The following is a 15,916-nucleotide window of genomic DNA, read 5'->3' as shown; positions in this document are numbered from 1 at the left end:
TCGGCGCGAGGAGAAAACGCGCCGTCCGGCCGTCGTTCTTATCGTGTTCTCCGACCACGCTCGGCGGCCGGGTACGGCTGAGGCTGAGACAAGGCTCCGGATCTGGCAAGCGGAATCCTTGTGCGTCGCAGCATGGTTGCGGGTGAAACCACCGGCCGCCCCTGAGGTTGCGCGCTTCCCATTCGCGCCGCGCCGGGCGAGGTTGGCCCCATGACGCAGACGATCCCCCCGATGCTTCACGTTTCGCGGCCCACCGGCTCGATCATCCTCTTGGAACTGGACGCCCCGCCGGCCAATGCGCTGGGCCTGCCGCTGCGGGCCCAGCTGGTGCGGGCCCTGGACGAGATCGCCACCGACGACGACGTGCGCGCCGTGGTGCTGACCGGCCGCGGCGGGGTGTTCTGCGCCGGCGACGATCTGCGCGAGGCGGCCGTGCGCGGCGACGGCGCCCTGGCGGCGGTCGAGGACTTCAACCGGCTGATGGACTGGGTGGAGGCCCTGCGGGTGCCGACCATCGCCGCCGTCGACGGCTGGTGCTTCGGCGGCGGGCTGGAGCTGGCGCTGGCCTGCGACATCCGCCTGGCCAGCGACCGGGCGACCTTCGCCGCCTCGGGGGTGAACATCGGCCTGGTGGCCTCGGCCACGCGCCTGCCCCGGCTGATCGGCGCCGCCCGGGCCAAGGCCCACCTCCTGACCGGCGCCCAGTTCGACGCCGCCCGGGCCCTGTTCGACGGGATCGTCACGGCGGTCCACACGCCCGGCACGCTGCTGCGCGAGGCCATGAAGCTGGCCGAAGCCATCTCGTCCCGCGCACCGCTGGCCGTCGAGGCGACCAAGCGGGTGATCGACGGCAAGGCCTATGTGGAAGAGGAACTGCCGGCCCTGATCGCCAGCGGCGACCACCAGGAGGCCATCGCCGCCTTCATGGGCAAGCGCACGGCCGACTTCCGCAGGAAGTAGGGCCTATTCGGAGGCCTTGTTGCCGCCCAGCTTGACCAGGCCGAAGCCGACGGCGAAGCCCAGGATCAGGCCGATGGCCATGTTGTCGATCAGCGCGCCGAAGATGATCCCGCCGCACACGCCCAGGACAAAGCCCACGCCACCCTTTTTCGTCATCGAACGCCCCTGAAACCCAGGCGTGCATCAACGACGAGACGGATGGTCGGGTCAACAAGATCCTCCCCCTGAAGGGTGTGGTGGCCCGGAGGGCCGGAGGGGGAAGCGGCTGCTGGCATGCCCCGATCACTTCCCCTTAAGTCGGCTTTGCCGACAACTCCCCCTTCAGGGGGAGCATCTTCCTCGCCCACCTCAGACCGGCCGATCCCCCGCGATCGTCACCCGAAACCCCGAGCGCACGTCGGGGAAATAGTCCCAGATCGCCTGGTGCCAGGTGCAGCGATTGTCCCAGAAGGCCACCGAATTGGGTCGCCAGCGAAAGCGCACCTGGAAGTCCGGGTTGCCGGCGTGGTGGTAGAGATAGGAAAGGATCGCCGCGCTCTCGGCCTTGGGCAGGCCGACGATGTGGGTGGTGTAGGACGGATTGACGAACAGGCTCTTCCTGCCGCTCACAGGATGGGTGCGCACCACCGGGTGGGCGGTGCGGTTGTATTGCCGGTCGATGTCGGGGAAGAGCGCCTTGTAGATCGGATTGGCGTCGTGGACGGCGGTCAGCCCCTCCAGATAGGCCTTCATGCGGTCCGACAGGGTGTCGTAGGCGGCGTACATGCTGGCGAAGACGGTGTCGCCGCCGTCGTCGGGCACGATGGGCATGTGCAGTATGCTGCCCAGCGGCGGCTCGGGATCGCAGGTCAGGTCCGAGTGCCAGCTCTCGCCGGCCACGAACTTCGAATTCTCGTCGGCGTGGATGGCCACGACCTCGGGATGGTCGGTCAGGCCCGGCACGCCCGAATGGATGGCCAGCGGCCCGAACTTGCGGCCCAACGCCTTGTGGGCGTCGTGGGTCATCTGCTGGTCGCGGAAGAACAGCACCTGGTACTGGGTCAGGGCCTGGTGCAGTTCCTCGAACTGCCGGTTCGACAGCGGCTGGCCCAGGTCGACGCCGAACACCTCGGCGCCGATCCGGCGGGTCATCGGCTTCACCTCGAGCACGTCGTAGGCCATCGGGACTTCTCTCAAGCTTGCAGGAACTGGCCGCGCACGTAGACGAGCGGCGGCTTGGACTCGTTGATGCGGACGCCTACGACCCGGCCGACGAGGATCTCGTGGTCGCCGCCGTCGTGGGCGGCGTGAAGTTCGCACTCGACCACCGCCACGCCGCCGGCCAGCACCGGCGCGGCCGTGGCGCCGGGCTCCAGCGCCGCCAGGGCGAAGCGCTCGTCGCAGCCCGACTTGGCGAAGGCGTAGGCCAGCTCGCCCTGGTCGGCCGCCAGGATGTTGACGCAGAACACCCCCGCCTCGCGCACCGCCGAAAGCGTGCGACTGCCGCGCTTGAGGCAGGCCAGCACCAGCGGCGGATCCATCGACAGCGACGAGAACGCGCTGACCGTCGTGCCGCTGAGCCGTCCGTCCAGCGCCGTGGTCACCACCGTCACGCCGGCCGCGAAGCCGCCCATGGCCTTGCGGAACAGGGCGGTGTCGGGAACCTCCAGGGCCTGGGCCGCGCCCATCACTCGCCCCCGAACGGGTTGTCGCCATAGACCGGCGGCGCGCGGTTGGTCGCATTCCCGGTCTCGGCCCGGCCGCAGACGGCCAGGGCGGTAAGGGCGTAGACCAGGGCGCTGTCGACTAGGTCCTTGGGCGTCGGCCGCCAGCGGGCGAAACCCGTGGTGATGGCCGGGATGCGGTGCATGTTGAAGACGTTGTGGTCGCGCCACATGCTCGAATAGACCGACGCGGCGCGGGCCACCGGATGGCCCAGCGACAGCTGGGTGGCGACGTCCACCGCCCCGACCAGCGGGGCCACCTCGGCCGCATCCGCCTCGAAGCCGTGGCGCACGACCACCGGCTCGATCTCGATCCCCGTGACGCCGGTCTCACGGACCATGGCTTCGAGCGAATGCTGGATGTCGGCCACGCGTTGGCGGGGGTTGAGGCCCACCTCCAGATAGAGGTTCACCCGCTCGGTGCCGGCCCCGAAGGCGTAGGGGATGCCGCCCCGGATCGAGGCCAGCTGCGACTTGGGCTGGGCCACGCCGCCGGGGCTTTCGTAGAGGCTGACCTTCTCCCACTGGCCGCTCCACGCGTGGATCGCCTCGGTCAGCTTGCCGATCCTGTAGAGCGGGTTCGGGTGCTCGGCGGCGGTCTTGGGATGGGCCAGCAGCGGAGTGAACACCCCCTCGCCCCACAGCGTGATCCGAAACACCGCATAACCGCAGCCCACCCAGGTCAGGCCGAAGTCGCAGCCCTCGGCGGCGATGGCGTAGTCTGGGGCCACACCGCCGTGGTGGAACAGATAGTGGGCGCCGATGTCCTTGCCCATGTAGGCGACGCCGCGATGCTCCTCGATCGGCTCGGGGCCGATCTCGCCAGGGCAGGCGGTGAGATACATCTTGCCGGCCAGCTCGTAGCCGGCCGCCTTCAGCGCCTTGGCGGCGATCAGGAAACAGGCCATCGGCCCGCGGTCGTTGGCGATCGGATAGCCGTAGAGCTTGCCGTCCTCCAGCCAGCACTTCTCCCATTCGGGATTGGCCAGGGTGGCGGGGCTATACTTGTAGGCGTCCAGGTCCGGGTTCCAGGTCGGCGCCTCGGTGTCGAGGTGGGCGGTGAAGAGGAGGTTTTTCCCGACACCCTTGCCGCCGTGCGTGCCGATGACGTTGGGACGCTCGGGCGTCGCGCCAACCTTGCGCGGCGAGAAGCCCTCGCGCGCCATCCAGTCGTAGACGTAGTTGGCGGCCTCCAGCTCCTTGCCCGAAGGCGCGGGGATGTTGCCCAAGGTCAAGGCCAGCTCGACGATCTCGCTCTCGCTGATCGCGGCGGCGATGGCGGCGCGGTCGGCCTCGGTGACCGTATAAGGCGCGGCGACGCCCGCGAGGTTGGCGAACCCGTCGGCCATCACGCGGCCTCCTTCCAGGCTTTGGCGACCTCGACGCTGTCGGTGAGGATCGCGGTGTTTAGCTCCATCGTCTTCAGAGCGACCTCGTGCAGGTCGGGCTCGTAGGCCGCGCAGGCGTCTGCGGCGACGAAGACGTGGTAGTCGAGGTCGAAGGCGTCGGCGGCGGTGGCCGCCACGCAGCACTCGGTGGTCAGGCCGCAGACGACCAGGGTGTCGACGCCCATGGCCTTCAGGCGGGCGTCGAAGTCGGTGCCGACGAAGGCGCTGTAGCGGGTCTTGGCCACCACCAGCTCGCCTGCGGCGGGCTGGGGACCGTAGAAGGCGCTGCCCGGCTGGCCGACGCGGCACAGGGCCGCCTCGCTGTCGGGATCGCCGCCGCGCCGGCGCATGCGCTCGTTCCACGACGGGCTGTCGGTCTCGGCTGCCGTGAACAGGCCGACGAACACCACCGGCACGCCGGCCTCGCGGGCAGTCGCGACCAGGGCCGCCGCCGCGTCCACGGCCGGCGCCGCGAGCCCCAAGTCGACGCCGTACTGGCCCAGCAGGCCATCGGGCGAGGCGAAGTCGACCTGGATGTCGATCACCGCCAGCGCCGTGCGGCCCGGCGCGATCCAGGCCGGCAACCCGCTCACGAGAACACCGAGCGCAGGCCCGGCAGGATCTCCGAGCCGAACATCGACAGGCCCTCCACATAGTCGGGGAAGATCAGCATCAGCCCGTCCAGTTCGCAGTCGGTGACGAAGGCCTGCACCTGCTCTGCGCAGGTGGCGGGCGAGCCGACCACGGTGTGGGTCATGAAGGCGCCCTGCTGGGCGGCGACGGTCGACAGCTTCTCGGCCGGCACGCCCCAGCTTTCCAGCATGGCCAGGATGGCGCCCATGTCGGCCCCGCCCTTGTAGCGCTCGACGAGGGCCTCGGCGCCCGCGTCGCTCTCGGCGTGGACGACCGTGCACATGGCGTAGGTCTTGATGGTCTTGCCCATGCCCTCGGCGGCGATCTTGGCCCGACGGCTGGCGTCGCGGCGCTCTTCGGGCGTGCGGCCGCCGATGAAGCAGACGTCGGCCTCGCGCACCGAGAACTGGAAGCCCCGGTCGCTCATCCCCGCGCAGATCAGTTCCGGGCGCGGCTTGCTAAGCGGCTTGGGCTTGGACTGGCAGTCCTTCATCGTGAAGAACTTGCCGTCGAAATCGACGCTGTCCTCGCTCCACAGACGCTTGACGATCCTGGTCCATTCCTCGGTCAGGACGTAGCGGTCGTCGTGGGTCAGGGCGTCGTCCCAGGCCCCCATCTGGGCGAACTCGCCGCGATAGGCGCCGGCCACGATGTTGAGGCCGGCGCGACCGCCGCTGATGTGGTCCAAGGTGGAAATTAGCTTCGCCGCCACGGCCGGGTTCTGCAGCAGCGGGTGGATGGTGGCCCAGATGCGGACGTTCTTGGTCGCCTCGGCGATGCCGGCCATCATCGTCACCGACTCCAGGGCCGTGCCCCAGTGGTCGGTCTCGCCGCCGAAGCCGCGGAACTTGCCCATCGACATGACGAAGTCCATGCCGACCTCGTCGGCCTTCACGGCCGCGGCCTTGTTGGTCGCATAGAGGCCGTCGAGGACGGGGGTGGTCTTGGAGATGATCCAGCCGCCGTTGGCCACCGGCAGGAACACCCCGAAGTCCTTGTGCTTGGAAGGGCTGTGAAACATGGCGGACATCCTCGGCTAGGCGGCGTCTTGCAGCAGGGTGGGAACGGGCTCGCCGATCGGCTCGGCCTCGGTGGCCTTGCGCGGCGGGCGCATGAACAGGGCGGCGATGAAGATCAGCCCGATCACCGCGGCGAAGAGCTGGAAGGTGGGCGCAAAGCCGCCCAGCTGGTCGCGCATCAGGCCGCCGATCACCGGCCCCAGGGCCGAGACGGCGCCGACCAGGCAGACCATCGAGAAGAGCTCGAGATTGTTCTTCCGGCCGTAGTAGTTGAGCAGCAGGATACTGACGGCCAGCACGGTCAGGCCAAAGCCGATCCCCACCCCGACGGCGAACACCATCATCACCGGCCACGAGGTGGCGTGGGTCAGGGCCAGCAGGCCGACGGCCATCACGCCCTGCGCGCCCGCCAGCAGCCAGCGCGGGTCGATGCGGTCGCCGACCAGGCCTCCGCCGGCGCGGGCGGCCACCTGCATCAGCGACTCCAGGCTGATCGCGGCGATCGCCACCGTGGCCGGCACGCCCAGTTCGCCGAAGTGGCTCGGCGCCAGGCTGACGGCGGTGACCCCGCCCAGCAGGTGGGCGAAATAGGCCGCCAGGATCACCCAGAACTGCGGGGTGCGGACGGCTTCCTTCACCGTCCAGTCGACGGCGGTGCGATAGACCTTGCCGGTCGCCGGCGCGTTCTCGATCTCTTCGGCCACGGCCTTGTCGGTCTCGGCGGCGGCGGCGGCCAGCCAGGCCTTGCTGCCGACGAGCGCCGTGCAGATCAGGCCCACGACCAGCGAGGCGGCCGCCTGCATCCACCAGTAGGGCCGCCAGGCGCCGCCGGCGATCTCCATGCCCGACAGCGCCATCCACGGTCCGACGACGCCGCCCAGCGAGCCGATGGTGAAATAGATCCCGAACGGCAGGGCCCGCTTCTTGAACAGCATGCCCAGCACGTGGGTGCCGGGAATCAGGGCCATCATCTGGTAGCCGACGCCCAGGAGGGCCGTGCCGACCAGGTAGACGCCCAGGCCCGGCGTCGCGGCCAGGCACGAGAAGCCCGCCACCATCACCGCCGAGCCGGCCACGATGGTCAGCCGCACGCCCAGCTTGCGGATCAGAAGCGCCGGCAGCCACGACGAGCCGCCGCAGAAGGCGCCCAGCAGGGTGAAGCCCAGGAAGGCGGGGCCAAAGCCCCATCCCTGCTCCTTGATCATCGCCGGCAGCACCACGCCCAGCGACGAGAAGGTCGAGGCGGTGATCAGGAACAGCAGCAGGGCGAAGACCGACAGGATCAGCCAGGGACGCCAGGGGGAGGTCGACATGGCGAAGCTCCAGGTAAGAAGAGCAGGGAGCGACGCGCCCGTTGCAGCGAGCGCGCCGCAGGGGGAACTAGAACTTCCGAGCCAGGGTCACGCGCCACTCACGGCCCTTGGACGGCAGGGCCGCCAGGTTGGCGTAGGTGTCGCCGACCGGCGTGAAGTAGAGCTTGTCCAGCAGGTTATCGACGTTGAGCGTGGCGGTGTACGGACCGTACTCGTAGGCGACCGACCCGTTGGCCACGGCGTAGTCCGGATAGACCACCGCGCCCGGCACCGTGCCCGAGGTCTTGGTCACCCGCGTCACGCCCAGCGTCGCGGCGACCTTGCCCCAGGCATAGGCGTCGGAGGTGTAGGCGCCGTAGAGGCTGAGCACCGATTTCGGGATCAGGGTGTAGTCGTAGTCGCCCGGCCGGACGCTGTCGAAGCTCCACACCACGTAGGAGCCGCCGAAGCCGTTGGCTCCGCTGACGCCGACGGTGTGGACCGGCACGTACTGGAACGAGGTGTCGGGGCCCTTGACCGTGGTGTGCTGGGTGTTGCCCGAGAAGGTGAAGCTGAAGTGCTCGCTGGCCAGCCAGCGGACCTCCAGCTCGACGCCCTTGGCGCGGGTCCCGGTCGGGGTCTGGGTGATGCCGGTCAGCTGGGTGCGGTTCTGGCGATAGCCGGCCAGCGAACCCACCAGCGTGCCCTGCAGCCACTGGAACTTGATCCCGGCTTCGGCCAGGTCGCCGTCCGACAGCCAGGCGTCGCCGGCGTCGGCCACCAGGCCAGGGGCGATGTCGCCGGCCTGGCTCATCTCCAGGGCGCTGGCCTTGGCGTAGGTGATGTAGGGCATCAGGCCGAACGGCGCCTTGTAGGTGGCGCTGGCGGTGTAGGTCCCCTTGCCCTTCGAGGCCTTCTGCTCGCCGGCCACGGTGTACGAGAGGAAGCCGGTGTCGTGCGAGGTGACGTCGTAATCGTCGTAGCGGCCGCCCAGCATCAGGTTCAGCTTCTCGCCGACCATGATGTCGGTGGTGAAGAACAGGCCCGCCTGGCTCCATTCCGAGCGGTTGTCGTTCTCCCACTGCACGCCGTCGCCCGGATTGAAGGGGCTGCCGATCAGGTCGGTGGGGGTGGCGCCGAAGGCGATGTCGCGGCGGTCGAGCGCGATCAGGCCGCTGTTGTAGCTTTCGCGCCGGCGGCCGTCGAAGCTGCGGTACGAGGCGCCGACGAACGACTTGGCCTTCACCGCGCCGTCCAGGAACTCGTTGGCGAAGTTCCAGGTCAGGCGCGCTTCCCAGACGTCGCTGTCGAACCAGGCGGGGTAGCCGTAGGAGACGAAGCGCTTGTTCTCCAGGGCGTCGTAGAACAGCTGCAGCTTGAGCGCGCTGTCGGGCGACAGCTCCTTGGCGACGTCGAAATAGAGGGTGTTGGTCTCGGTTTTCGAGAAGTCGGCGCCCGTGATGTAGACCGTGCGCGGCGACAGCTTGGTGGTGCCCACGCCCGTATCCAGCGTGTGCTTGGCGTCGGTGGTCGGGAAGCCGTAATAGGCCAGGTACATGGCGCTGGCGTACGGATAGAAGCCGATCTCGTTGGGCGTCAGGCGGCCGTTGCCGTCGGCGTCCACGAGGCTGGTGTCGCGGCCGGTGATGTAGGTCCCGCTGTCGATCAGGTCCTGGGTCAGGCGGTTCCAGCCCGGCGTCTGCACGTCGCCCTTGGAGCGGTACAGCATGCCGCCGACGGCGGTGCTCCAGCCGTTCCCCAGGTCGAAGTCGGATGAGACCTGCAGGGTCTGCCGGCGCGGATAGATGCCCTTGTAGTAGCTGTGGCTGTCCTCGACCTCGCCATAGACGTGGACGCCGCCCACCACCTCGCCGAGGTTCACCGGCAGGCCGACCTGGGCCGTGGCGTTCTTGCGATTGTAGCTGCCGTAGGTGGCCGTGACCTCGCCCTGCGTCTCAGACAGGTAGCCGCCCTCGCCCTTCCCGGACTTGGGAATGAAGTTCAGCATCCCGCCGACCTTGCCCGAGCCGTAGATCGGGGTCGGCGGGCCGCGCACGATCTGGATCTGGTCGGCAGCCCCGATCGGGGTCGAATAGGTGCCGCGGTTCTCGATGCGCTTGAAGCCGCGGAAGTAGTTCTCGGCCAGGGTGCCGCGGATGTTGAGCGCGCCGGGCACGCCATAGAAGCTGGCCGTGTAGGTGCCGGGCGAGACGGCGGTCAGGCCGTCGATCGTCTCGATGCCGTAGCGTTGCAGCGTCAGGTCCGACACGAAGCTGGCCGAGCGCGGGGTCTCGATCAGCGGCTTGTCGAGGCCGAAGACGGTGTTGTTGGGCTCCTTCTCGATCAGGCCGGCCTTGTCGCGGGCCCGCACCACGATCTCGTCGACGGCGTCCGGCGCGGCGGCCGACGGATCCGGATCGGCCGCGTGGGCGCCGCCGGCCAGGGCGAGCAGAACGGCGGCGGAACAGCCCGCGAGCAGCATTCCTTGGTTCGACATGACGGTCCTCGTTCAAGGCCGTCGCACTCCCGCCCTCGGCGGTTATCCCCAGAGCGACGCCTCTTGGAGAAACCATCGCCTCGCCCCGTTCCCGGCGTCCGGGGCGGCATCTGTAATTTCACTCAAAATGTTCGAGACGCCCACGATTTGCCCCCCTCTGCGCGGCTTTCGCCCACGGCGGGACCAAGGAACTTGATCCAGAGCGAACGAGACCGCGACTCAAGCGCCGTGTGTCGCGACCCGCGCCCGTGGCGGCGCCACCGCCTCTGGAACCAAACGGCGAGCACATGACGAAGATGTAATCTCAGGCTGAAAGGTGTAGCTGTTTACAAACGTATTACAACGCCCCACATTGCCACTCATGGTCGCGCTGAATACGCCCTTGAGTGTCAGGTTGTCCGAAGAGGACGCCCTCTTTCTCGCCGGTCTCGAACTGGAGGGCGCCATCACGGCCAGCGACAAGGTGCGCGGCCTGATCCGCCAGGCCCGCCGCCGCGCCGAGACGCCGGCCGGCTGGGACGCGGCCCTGGCCGCCGCCCACGACATCGCCGCCCCGGCCGTGAAGGCCCTGCGCGCGGCCGAACTGGCGTCCGACCGCCACTCCACCGTCGCCCTGGCCCTGACCTCCGCCGTCGAGGAGATGCTGGCCGTGCTGCTGGCCGCCCCGGCCGAACTGGCGGGCGCGGACCCACAGGCCCTGGCCCGCCACGAGGCGCGCCTCGTCGACTGCGCCGCCCGCCTGACCGAACAGATGCTGCGCTGGGGCGTCACCCCCAGCGCCCCCGCCTACGATCCGACGATCGTCTCCCGCCGCGTCGCCGCCTTGAGCGAGCTGACCCGCCTGATCACCGCCGCGGGCGATCGCCCGTCGGCCGCCTGACGAGGACCCGATGGCAGATACCCTGCGCGCCCGAGTGGGACGCATCGTCAGCGGCGGCGCCCACGCCCTGATCGACGCCCTGGAAGAGGTGATGCCCGACGCCCTGGGCCAACAGGCCCTGCGCGAGGTCGACCAGGCGATCGACGAGGTGCGCGCCGAGCTCGGCCGCGCCATCGCCGCCCGCCACCTAGCCGCCAAGCGCCTGACCGAGCAGTCCAGCCGCCACGACGACCTGTCGGCCCAGATCGAGCTGGCCCTGAGCCAGGACCGCGAGGACCTGATCCGCGCCGCTCTGGAACACCAGCTGGACATCGAGGCCCAGATCCCGGTGCTGGAGACCGCCGTCGCCGACGCCGCCCAGCGCCAGGCCGAGCTGGAAGGCTACCTGGCCGCGCTGCAGGCCACCCGCCGCGAGATGGCCGAAGACCTGACCGACCTGACCGCCGCCCGCGCCAAGGCCCCGCAGCCGCCCACCGACGCCGAACTGGCGCGCGGGGCCAAGCTGTCGGAGCTGGAGCGCCTGGCCCGCGGCCACCGCATCGACGAGCGCCTGGCCGCCCTGCGCGCCGCGCGCCGATCGGGAGACTGAGCCGATGTGGGGGTTCCTGTCGGCCGACGGCAACACGCTGTTCCTGGCGGCCCTGCTGCTGATGCTGCTGATCGGCGCGGTCGAGGCCGCCGGCCTGGGCGGCGCCCTGGGCCATGACGGCCTCGACGTCGACCATCCCTCGCTGCTGGGCTGGCTGAACGTCGGCCGCCTGCCGCTCTTGATGGTGATCGTGATCTTCCTGTTCGCCTTCGGGGTGACGGGCCTGGTGCTGCAGCAGCTGATCGCCGGCGTCTTCCGCCACCCGGCCCCGATCTGGATCGCCGGGCCGCTGGCCGCCGCCGTGGCCCTGCCCTTCACCCGCGTGCTCAGCGGCCTCCTGGCCCGCATCCTGCCGGGCGACGAGACCACCGCCGTCTCGCGCGATACCCTGGTCGGCCGCGTGGCCGTGGTGGTCACGGGCGCCGCCAAGGTCGGCTCGCCCGCCCAGGCCCGGGTGCGCGACGCCCATGGCCAGACCCACTACGTGATGGTCGAGCCCGACGACGAGGGCGAGGTCTTCGAGCAGGGGACCAGCGTCATCATCGTGCGCAACGCCGGCGCCCGGTTCCTGGCCATCCGCAACGAAAGCGAGGCGCTGCTGTGACGCCCGCCTTCGCCTTCCTGCTGTTCTTCCTTTTCCGCTTTCCCAAACTTCGGGGGTAATTCCGCATGCCTGCCCTGATCGAGATCGCTCTCATCGCCGGCGTAAGCCTCGCCGGCCTCATCATCCTGGGCCTGCTCCTGGCCCGCCTCTACAAGCGCGCCTCCAAGGAGACGTCCTTCGTCCGCACCGGCTTCGGCGGCGAGAAGGTGGTCATGAACGGCGGCGCGCTGATCCTGCCGGTGTTCCACGAGACCATTCCGGTCAACATGAACACCCTGCGCCTGGCCGTCTCGCGCAACAACGAGCAGGCCCTGATCACCAAGGACCGCATGCGCGTCGACGTGCTGGCCGAGTTCTACGTGCGGGTGCAGCCGAGCTCGGAAGCCATCGCCAGCGCCGCCCAGACGCTTGGCCAGCGCACCATGCACCCCGAGCAGCTGAAGGAACTGGTCGAGGGCAAGTTCGTCGACGCCCTGCGCTCGGTGGCCGCCGAGCTGACCATGACCGAGCTGCACGAGCAGCGCACCCACTTCGTCCAGAAGGTGCAGCAGGTCTCGTCGGAAGACCTGCTGAAGAACGGCCTGGAGCTGGAGACCGTGTCTCTGACCGGCCTCGACCAGACCGCCATGGAATACTTCAACCCGTCGAACGCCTTCGACGCCGAGGGCCTAACCCGGCTGACCGAGGAGATCGAGCTGCGCAAGAAGCTGCGCAACGACATCGAGCAGGACACCCAGGTGCAGATCCGCACCAAGAACCTGGAAGCCCAGCGCCAGACCCTGCAGATCACCCGCGACGAGGAGTACGCCAAGCTCGAGCAGGAACGCGAACTGGCCACCCGCCGCGCCGAGCAGTCGGCCGAGGTCGCCCGCCAGCAGGCGGAAAAGACCCAGGAAGCCGAACAGGCCAAGATCGCCAGCGAGCAGCAGATCGAGCAGTCGAAGATCAACGCCGACCGCGCGGTGGCCCAGCAGCGCATCGCCATGGAGCAGGAACTGGGCGAGCGCGAGATCGCCAAGGAACGCGCCGTCGAGACCCAGACGATCGAAAAGGCCAAGGCCATCGAGCTGTCGGAGCAGGACCGCGCCATCGCCGTGGCCGAGAAGTCGCGCGCCCAGTCCGAGGCCCAGGCCGACGCCGACAAGGCGCTCGCCCTCGCCGTCGCCGCCGAGGAACAGGTCAAGACCGTCCGCGAACGCGAGGCCGCCGACCGCCAGAAGATCATCGAGCTGATCGAGGCGACCAAGGAGGCCGAGCGCGAGGCCATCGCCGTCAAGGTGGCCGCCGAGGCCGAGAAGACCGCCGCCTCCGACCGGGCCGAGGCCCTGCGCGAGGAAGCCAAGGGCGCGGCCGACAAGACCCGCATCGAGGCCGAGGCTTCGGCGGAATCGGTCCGCCTGGCCGCCGAGGCCGCCCGCGTCCGCTACGACGTCGACGCCTCGGGCCAGGAGGCCCTCAACAAGGCCGCCAACCTGCTGTCGGCCGACCAGGTGGCCATGGCCATCCGCATCAAGCTGATCGAGAACCTCGACCGGATCATCGCCGAATCCGTCAAGCCGCTGGAAGCCATCGACTCGATCCGCATCGTCCAGGTCGACGGCCTGAACGGCGCGACCGGCGGGGCTGCGGCCAACGACGCCGGCGGTGGTTCGAACGGCGGCGGCAACCTCGCCGACCAGGTGGTCAGCGGCGCCCTGCGCTATCGCGCCCAGGCCCCTCTGCTCGACCAGCTGATGGCCGAGGTGGGCCTGAACGGCGGGGCGCTGTCGGGCCTCACCGCCCCACTGGCCGAGGTCGCCCCGACCGTCGCGACCGTGGTCGACGTCGTCCCGGCCCCGCGCCGCGCCAAGAAGGCCAGGCCGGCGGCGATCGCAGCCCCGGTCGTGGTCGAGGAAGAAGAGGAAGGCGACGAGGAGGCGTAAGCGCCCTCTTCCCTCCTGAACACCGTGCGTGGTCCTCGCCCTTCGACAAGCTCAGGGTGAGGACCATTGCATTGGTCGCAGTAGAAAAACCTCATCCTGAGCCTGTCGAAGGACGAGGTTTTTCGCCGCTCAGATCCGCCTCAGATCCGGTTGTACGGATACCGGTCGCGGATCATCCGCTGGAAGAAGCGTCCCTTCGAGCGCGAACGCGTGAAGGCCGCCGTCACCCGCTCGGGCACGCCGACATAGACGTACTCGTCGCCGTCGGTGAAGGTGACGATGAGCTTGCCGTGTTCGGGTTCGTAGTCGATCGCTCGGATCGCGGTGGAGTCCACGTGCATGCGCGAGACCTTTCTTCGGAAAGGGTTCGGAACGAGGGTCTACGAGGCTAAAAGCGCATGGGCCGGGCGGGCGGTTCCGGCCATGACCGTCACGGCTTTGAGCTTCCTGCGTGAATAAGCTTAAGCTCCCCGCGCGCGGCCGTCCTTGCGCCGCATCAAAGGTTCGGGGAGGACCGCCAAGCCCATGCAAACCCACGCTCTCGTGGCCATCGTCACCCTGGCGGCGCTGATCTGCTACATCTGGATGATCCTGCGCGTGGGCGCCGCCCGCGCCCGCACCAAGATCGACGCCCCGGCCATGACCGGCCACCCGGACCTGGAACGCGCGGTGCGGGTGCAGGCCAACACCCTGGAATGGCTGGTGATCTTCCTGCCGTCGCTGTGGCTGTTCGCGATCTACTGGAACGACCTCTTCGCCGCCGCCGCCGGCGCGGTATGGATCCTCGGCCGGATCATCTACGCCCTGTCCTACGCCGCCGATCCGAAGAAGCGGGGCCTGGGCTTCGCCATCCAGGCCTTCACCACCTTCGCCCTGCTGCTGGGCGCCCTGGGCCGCGTGATCTGGGTGGCGGTGAGCGTGGGGATGTAGGGATGACGAGCCTTGTCTTGGCGGGAAGAAAGCCTATAGCCCCGCCATGGTCCTGCCCGTCGATCCCGCCCGCTACAGCGCCTTCCTGGCGGCCATGTTCGTGATGGCCATCACGCCGGGCCCGGCCAACCTCTTCGCCATCGCCACCGGCATGGAGAAGGGCAAGGGCGCGGCCCTGCTGGGCGTCGTGGGCATGAACACCGCCAGCCTGGTGTGGTTTCTGTTCGCGGCGCTGGGCCTGGGCGCGCTGATCGCCGCCTTCCCAGCCGCCTTCCACATCCTGGCCCTGGCCGGCGCGGCCTATCTGGTCTGGCTGGGCATCAAGTCGATCCGCGGCGCGCTGAAGCCGGCCAACGCCGAGGGCGCCGCCCTGGCTGGCGTGCGCCTGTCGTCCAGCCGCTCGGCCTTCCGCGACGGCTTCACCGTGCAGATCGCCAACCCCAAGATCCTGCTGTTCTTCGGCGCGGTGCTGCCGCCGTTCATCGACGTGCAGCGGCCGCTGGTCCCGCAGCTCGTCATGTTCGCCGCCGCCACCATCGGCATGGACCTTGTCAGCATGAGCGCCTACGGCCTGGGCGGGGCGGCCCTGGCCTCGCGGATGAACGAGCCCGGGTTCCGCAAGGGCTTCGGCGTCGTCGTGGGGATCCTGCTGATCACCGCCGCCGGCCTGATCGTGGCCAGGGGCTGAAGCCCGGCTTTCTACAGTCGGCCGGCAATCTCTTTTTACATCGCGGCAACGTGTTCGCCTTGGCGAAACCGCAAAGCTCAGCCATGCATTGTGGTACGGGAGTATAGTGTCGTCCCAGAGGAACGCGTCATGCCCATCAAGAAGGCCAACTGGCTCGCGCTCGCGGCGGTCGCCGCCGCGCTGAGCGCCTGCGCCACCGCCACCCCATATCAGCCGGCCATTCCGGGCCAGAAGGCCTCGGGCGGCTTCACCGAAATGCGCCTCGAGGGCGACCGCTACCGGGTCGGCTTCGCGGGCAACAGCCTGACCAGCCGCGAGACCGTCGAGCGCTACCTGCTGTACCGCGCCGCCGAGGTGACGGTCGAGCAGGGCTATGACTGGTTCGAGACCGCCGACCGCCGCACCGACCGCACGGCCCGCACGGTGATCGACGAGGATCCGTTCATGCGGCCCGGCTTCGGCTACGGCTATCCGTACGGCTACTGGCGTCCGTCCTGGCGCTACTACGGCCCCCGCTACGGCGGCTGGCGCGCCTGGGACCCCTTCTGGGGCGACCCCTTCTTCGCCAACCGCGCCGAGGTCCGCACGATCGAGAAGTTCGAGGCCAGCACCGAGATCGTCCTGCACAAGGGCGCCAAGCCCTCGGGCGACCCGCGCGCCTACGACGCCCGCGAGATCATCAAGAACCTCGAGCCGACCATCCAGCGCCCGGCTCCGGGTCAGTAAGAACGACGAAGGCCCTCTCCATCGGAGAGGGCCCTTTGTTCTTCGGGATCACAATCCTCCCCCCCTGGGGGAGGTGGCCCAGAGG

The 15,916-nt window shown here is 69.2% G+C and carries 17 protein-coding genes and 1 pseudogene; 9 read left to right on the top strand and 9 right to left on the bottom strand.

Features of this window, described 5'->3' with window-relative positions:
- Nucleotides 1-231: 231 nt before the first annotated feature.
- Entirely contained in the window at nt 232-960 is a 729-nt protein-coding gene (locus ACODR1_RS22795; protein WP_488882482.1) for an enoyl-CoA hydratase/isomerase family protein, read from the top strand.
- A gap of 3 nt (nt 961-963) precedes the next feature.
- Here the strand turns inward: ACODR1_RS22795 and ACODR1_RS22790 are convergent, their stop codons facing one another.
- The 8 genes from ACODR1_RS22790 to ACODR1_RS22755 form a co-directional block, all read right to left on the bottom strand.
- The gene (locus ACODR1_RS22790) at nt 964-1,116 is read right to left on the bottom strand and encodes a hypothetical protein (protein WP_488882481.1); all 153 of its coding nucleotides are present in this window, start codon (nt 1,114-1,116) and stop codon (nt 964-966) included.
- A gap of 192 nt (nt 1,117-1,308) precedes the next feature.
- The gene (locus ACODR1_RS22785; protein ID WP_488882480.1) at nt 1,309-2,121 is read right to left on the bottom strand and encodes a TauD/TfdA dioxygenase family protein; all 813 of its coding nucleotides are present in this window, start codon (nt 2,119-2,121) and stop codon (nt 1,309-1,311) included.
- Between the two features lie 11 nt (nt 2,122-2,132).
- On the bottom strand, nt 2,133-2,627 hold the full coding sequence (locus ACODR1_RS22780; RefSeq protein ID WP_488882479.1) for a flavin reductase family protein: 495 nt from the start codon (nt 2,625-2,627) through the stop codon (nt 2,133-2,135).
- Entirely contained in the window at nt 2,627-4,012 is a 1,386-nt protein-coding gene (locus tag ACODR1_RS22775; RefSeq protein WP_488882478.1) for a zinc-binding metallopeptidase family protein, read from the bottom strand. The genes ACODR1_RS22780 and ACODR1_RS22775 overlap by 1 nt, the downstream gene beginning before the upstream one ends.
- Complete coding sequence (locus ACODR1_RS22770) at nt 4,012-4,644, bottom strand: cysteine hydrolase family protein (RefSeq protein WP_488882477.1); 633 nt, start codon at nt 4,642-4,644, stop codon at nt 4,012-4,014. The genes ACODR1_RS22775 and ACODR1_RS22770 overlap by 1 nt, the downstream gene beginning before the upstream one ends.
- On the bottom strand, nt 4,641-5,705 hold the full coding sequence (locus tag ACODR1_RS22765; RefSeq protein WP_488882476.1) for an LLM class flavin-dependent oxidoreductase: 1,065 nt from the start codon (nt 5,703-5,705) through the stop codon (nt 4,641-4,643). Before ACODR1_RS22765 ends, ACODR1_RS22770 begins: the two co-directional genes overlap by 4 nt.
- A gap of 15 nt (nt 5,706-5,720) precedes the next feature.
- The gene (locus tag ACODR1_RS22760; protein ID WP_488882475.1) at nt 5,721-7,016 is read right to left on the bottom strand and encodes an MFS transporter; all 1,296 of its coding nucleotides are present in this window, start codon (nt 7,014-7,016) and stop codon (nt 5,721-5,723) included.
- 67 nt (nt 7,017-7,083) lie between these two features.
- Nucleotides 7,084-9,492 carry a TonB-dependent siderophore receptor gene (locus ACODR1_RS22755; protein WP_488882474.1) on the bottom strand — a complete coding sequence of 803 codons (2,409 nt, stop codon included), beginning with the start codon at nt 9,490-9,492 and terminating at the stop codon, nt 7,084-7,086.
- Between the two features lie 394 nt (nt 9,493-9,886).
- On the opposite strand from ACODR1_RS22755, the gene ACODR1_RS22750 reads away from it, so the two are divergent.
- From ACODR1_RS22750 to ACODR1_RS22730, 5 genes and pseudogenes are all read left to right on the top strand, one after another.
- Nucleotides 9,887-10,372, top strand: a complete 486-nt coding sequence (locus tag ACODR1_RS22750) for a hypothetical protein (RefSeq protein WP_488882473.1) — start codon at nt 9,887-9,889, stop codon at nt 10,370-10,372.
- A 10-nt stretch (nt 10,373-10,382) separates the two neighbouring features.
- Nucleotides 10,383-10,961 (top strand): PspA/IM30 family protein, encoded by a 579-nt coding sequence (locus ACODR1_RS22745; RefSeq protein WP_488882472.1) that lies wholly within the window; start codon nt 10,383-10,385, stop codon nt 10,959-10,961.
- A gap of 4 nt (nt 10,962-10,965) precedes the next feature.
- Complete coding sequence (locus tag ACODR1_RS22740) at nt 10,966-11,565, top strand: YqiJ family protein (protein WP_488882471.1); 600 nt, start codon at nt 10,966-10,968, stop codon at nt 11,563-11,565.
- Nucleotides 11,566-11,630: 65 nt separating this feature from the next.
- Nucleotides 11,631-13,487, top strand: a complete 1,857-nt coding sequence (locus ACODR1_RS22735; protein ID WP_488882470.1) for a flotillin family protein — start codon at nt 11,631-11,633, stop codon at nt 13,485-13,487.
- 28 nt (nt 13,488-13,515) lie between these two features.
- A pseudogene (locus ACODR1_RS22730) lies at nt 13,516-13,613 on the top strand (hypothetical protein); the annotation flags it as partial.
- A 14-nt stretch (nt 13,614-13,627) separates the two neighbouring features.
- On the opposite strand, the gene ACODR1_RS22725 reads toward ACODR1_RS22730, so the two are convergent.
- Nucleotides 13,628-13,828, bottom strand: coding sequence for a KTSC domain-containing protein (locus ACODR1_RS22725; protein ID WP_488882469.1), 201 nt, complete (start codon nt 13,826-13,828; stop codon nt 13,628-13,630).
- A gap of 184 nt (nt 13,829-14,012) precedes the next feature.
- Here ACODR1_RS22725 and ACODR1_RS22720 point away from each other — a divergent pair, with 184 nt between their 5' ends.
- From ACODR1_RS22720 to ACODR1_RS22710, 3 genes are all read left to right on the top strand, one after another.
- Complete coding sequence (locus tag ACODR1_RS22720; protein WP_488882468.1) at nt 14,013-14,417, top strand: MAPEG family protein; 405 nt, start codon at nt 14,013-14,015, stop codon at nt 14,415-14,417.
- A 46-nt stretch (nt 14,418-14,463) separates the two neighbouring features.
- Nucleotides 14,464-15,105 carry a LysE family translocator gene (locus ACODR1_RS22715; RefSeq protein ID WP_488882467.1) on the top strand — a complete coding sequence of 214 codons (642 nt, stop codon included), beginning with the start codon at nt 14,464-14,466 and terminating at the stop codon, nt 15,103-15,105.
- 129 nt (nt 15,106-15,234) lie between these two features.
- Nucleotides 15,235-15,831, top strand: coding sequence for a CC0125/CC1285 family lipoprotein (locus ACODR1_RS22710; RefSeq protein ID WP_488882466.1), 597 nt, complete (start codon nt 15,235-15,237; stop codon nt 15,829-15,831).
- Nucleotides 15,832-15,916 lie beyond the last annotated feature (85 nt).

It is taken from the genome of Caulobacter sp. FG7, assembly GCF_057808875.1.
The sequence above is the reverse complement of the archived record's forward strand: the minus strand, read 5'-3'. Positions and strand labels throughout refer to the sequence as shown.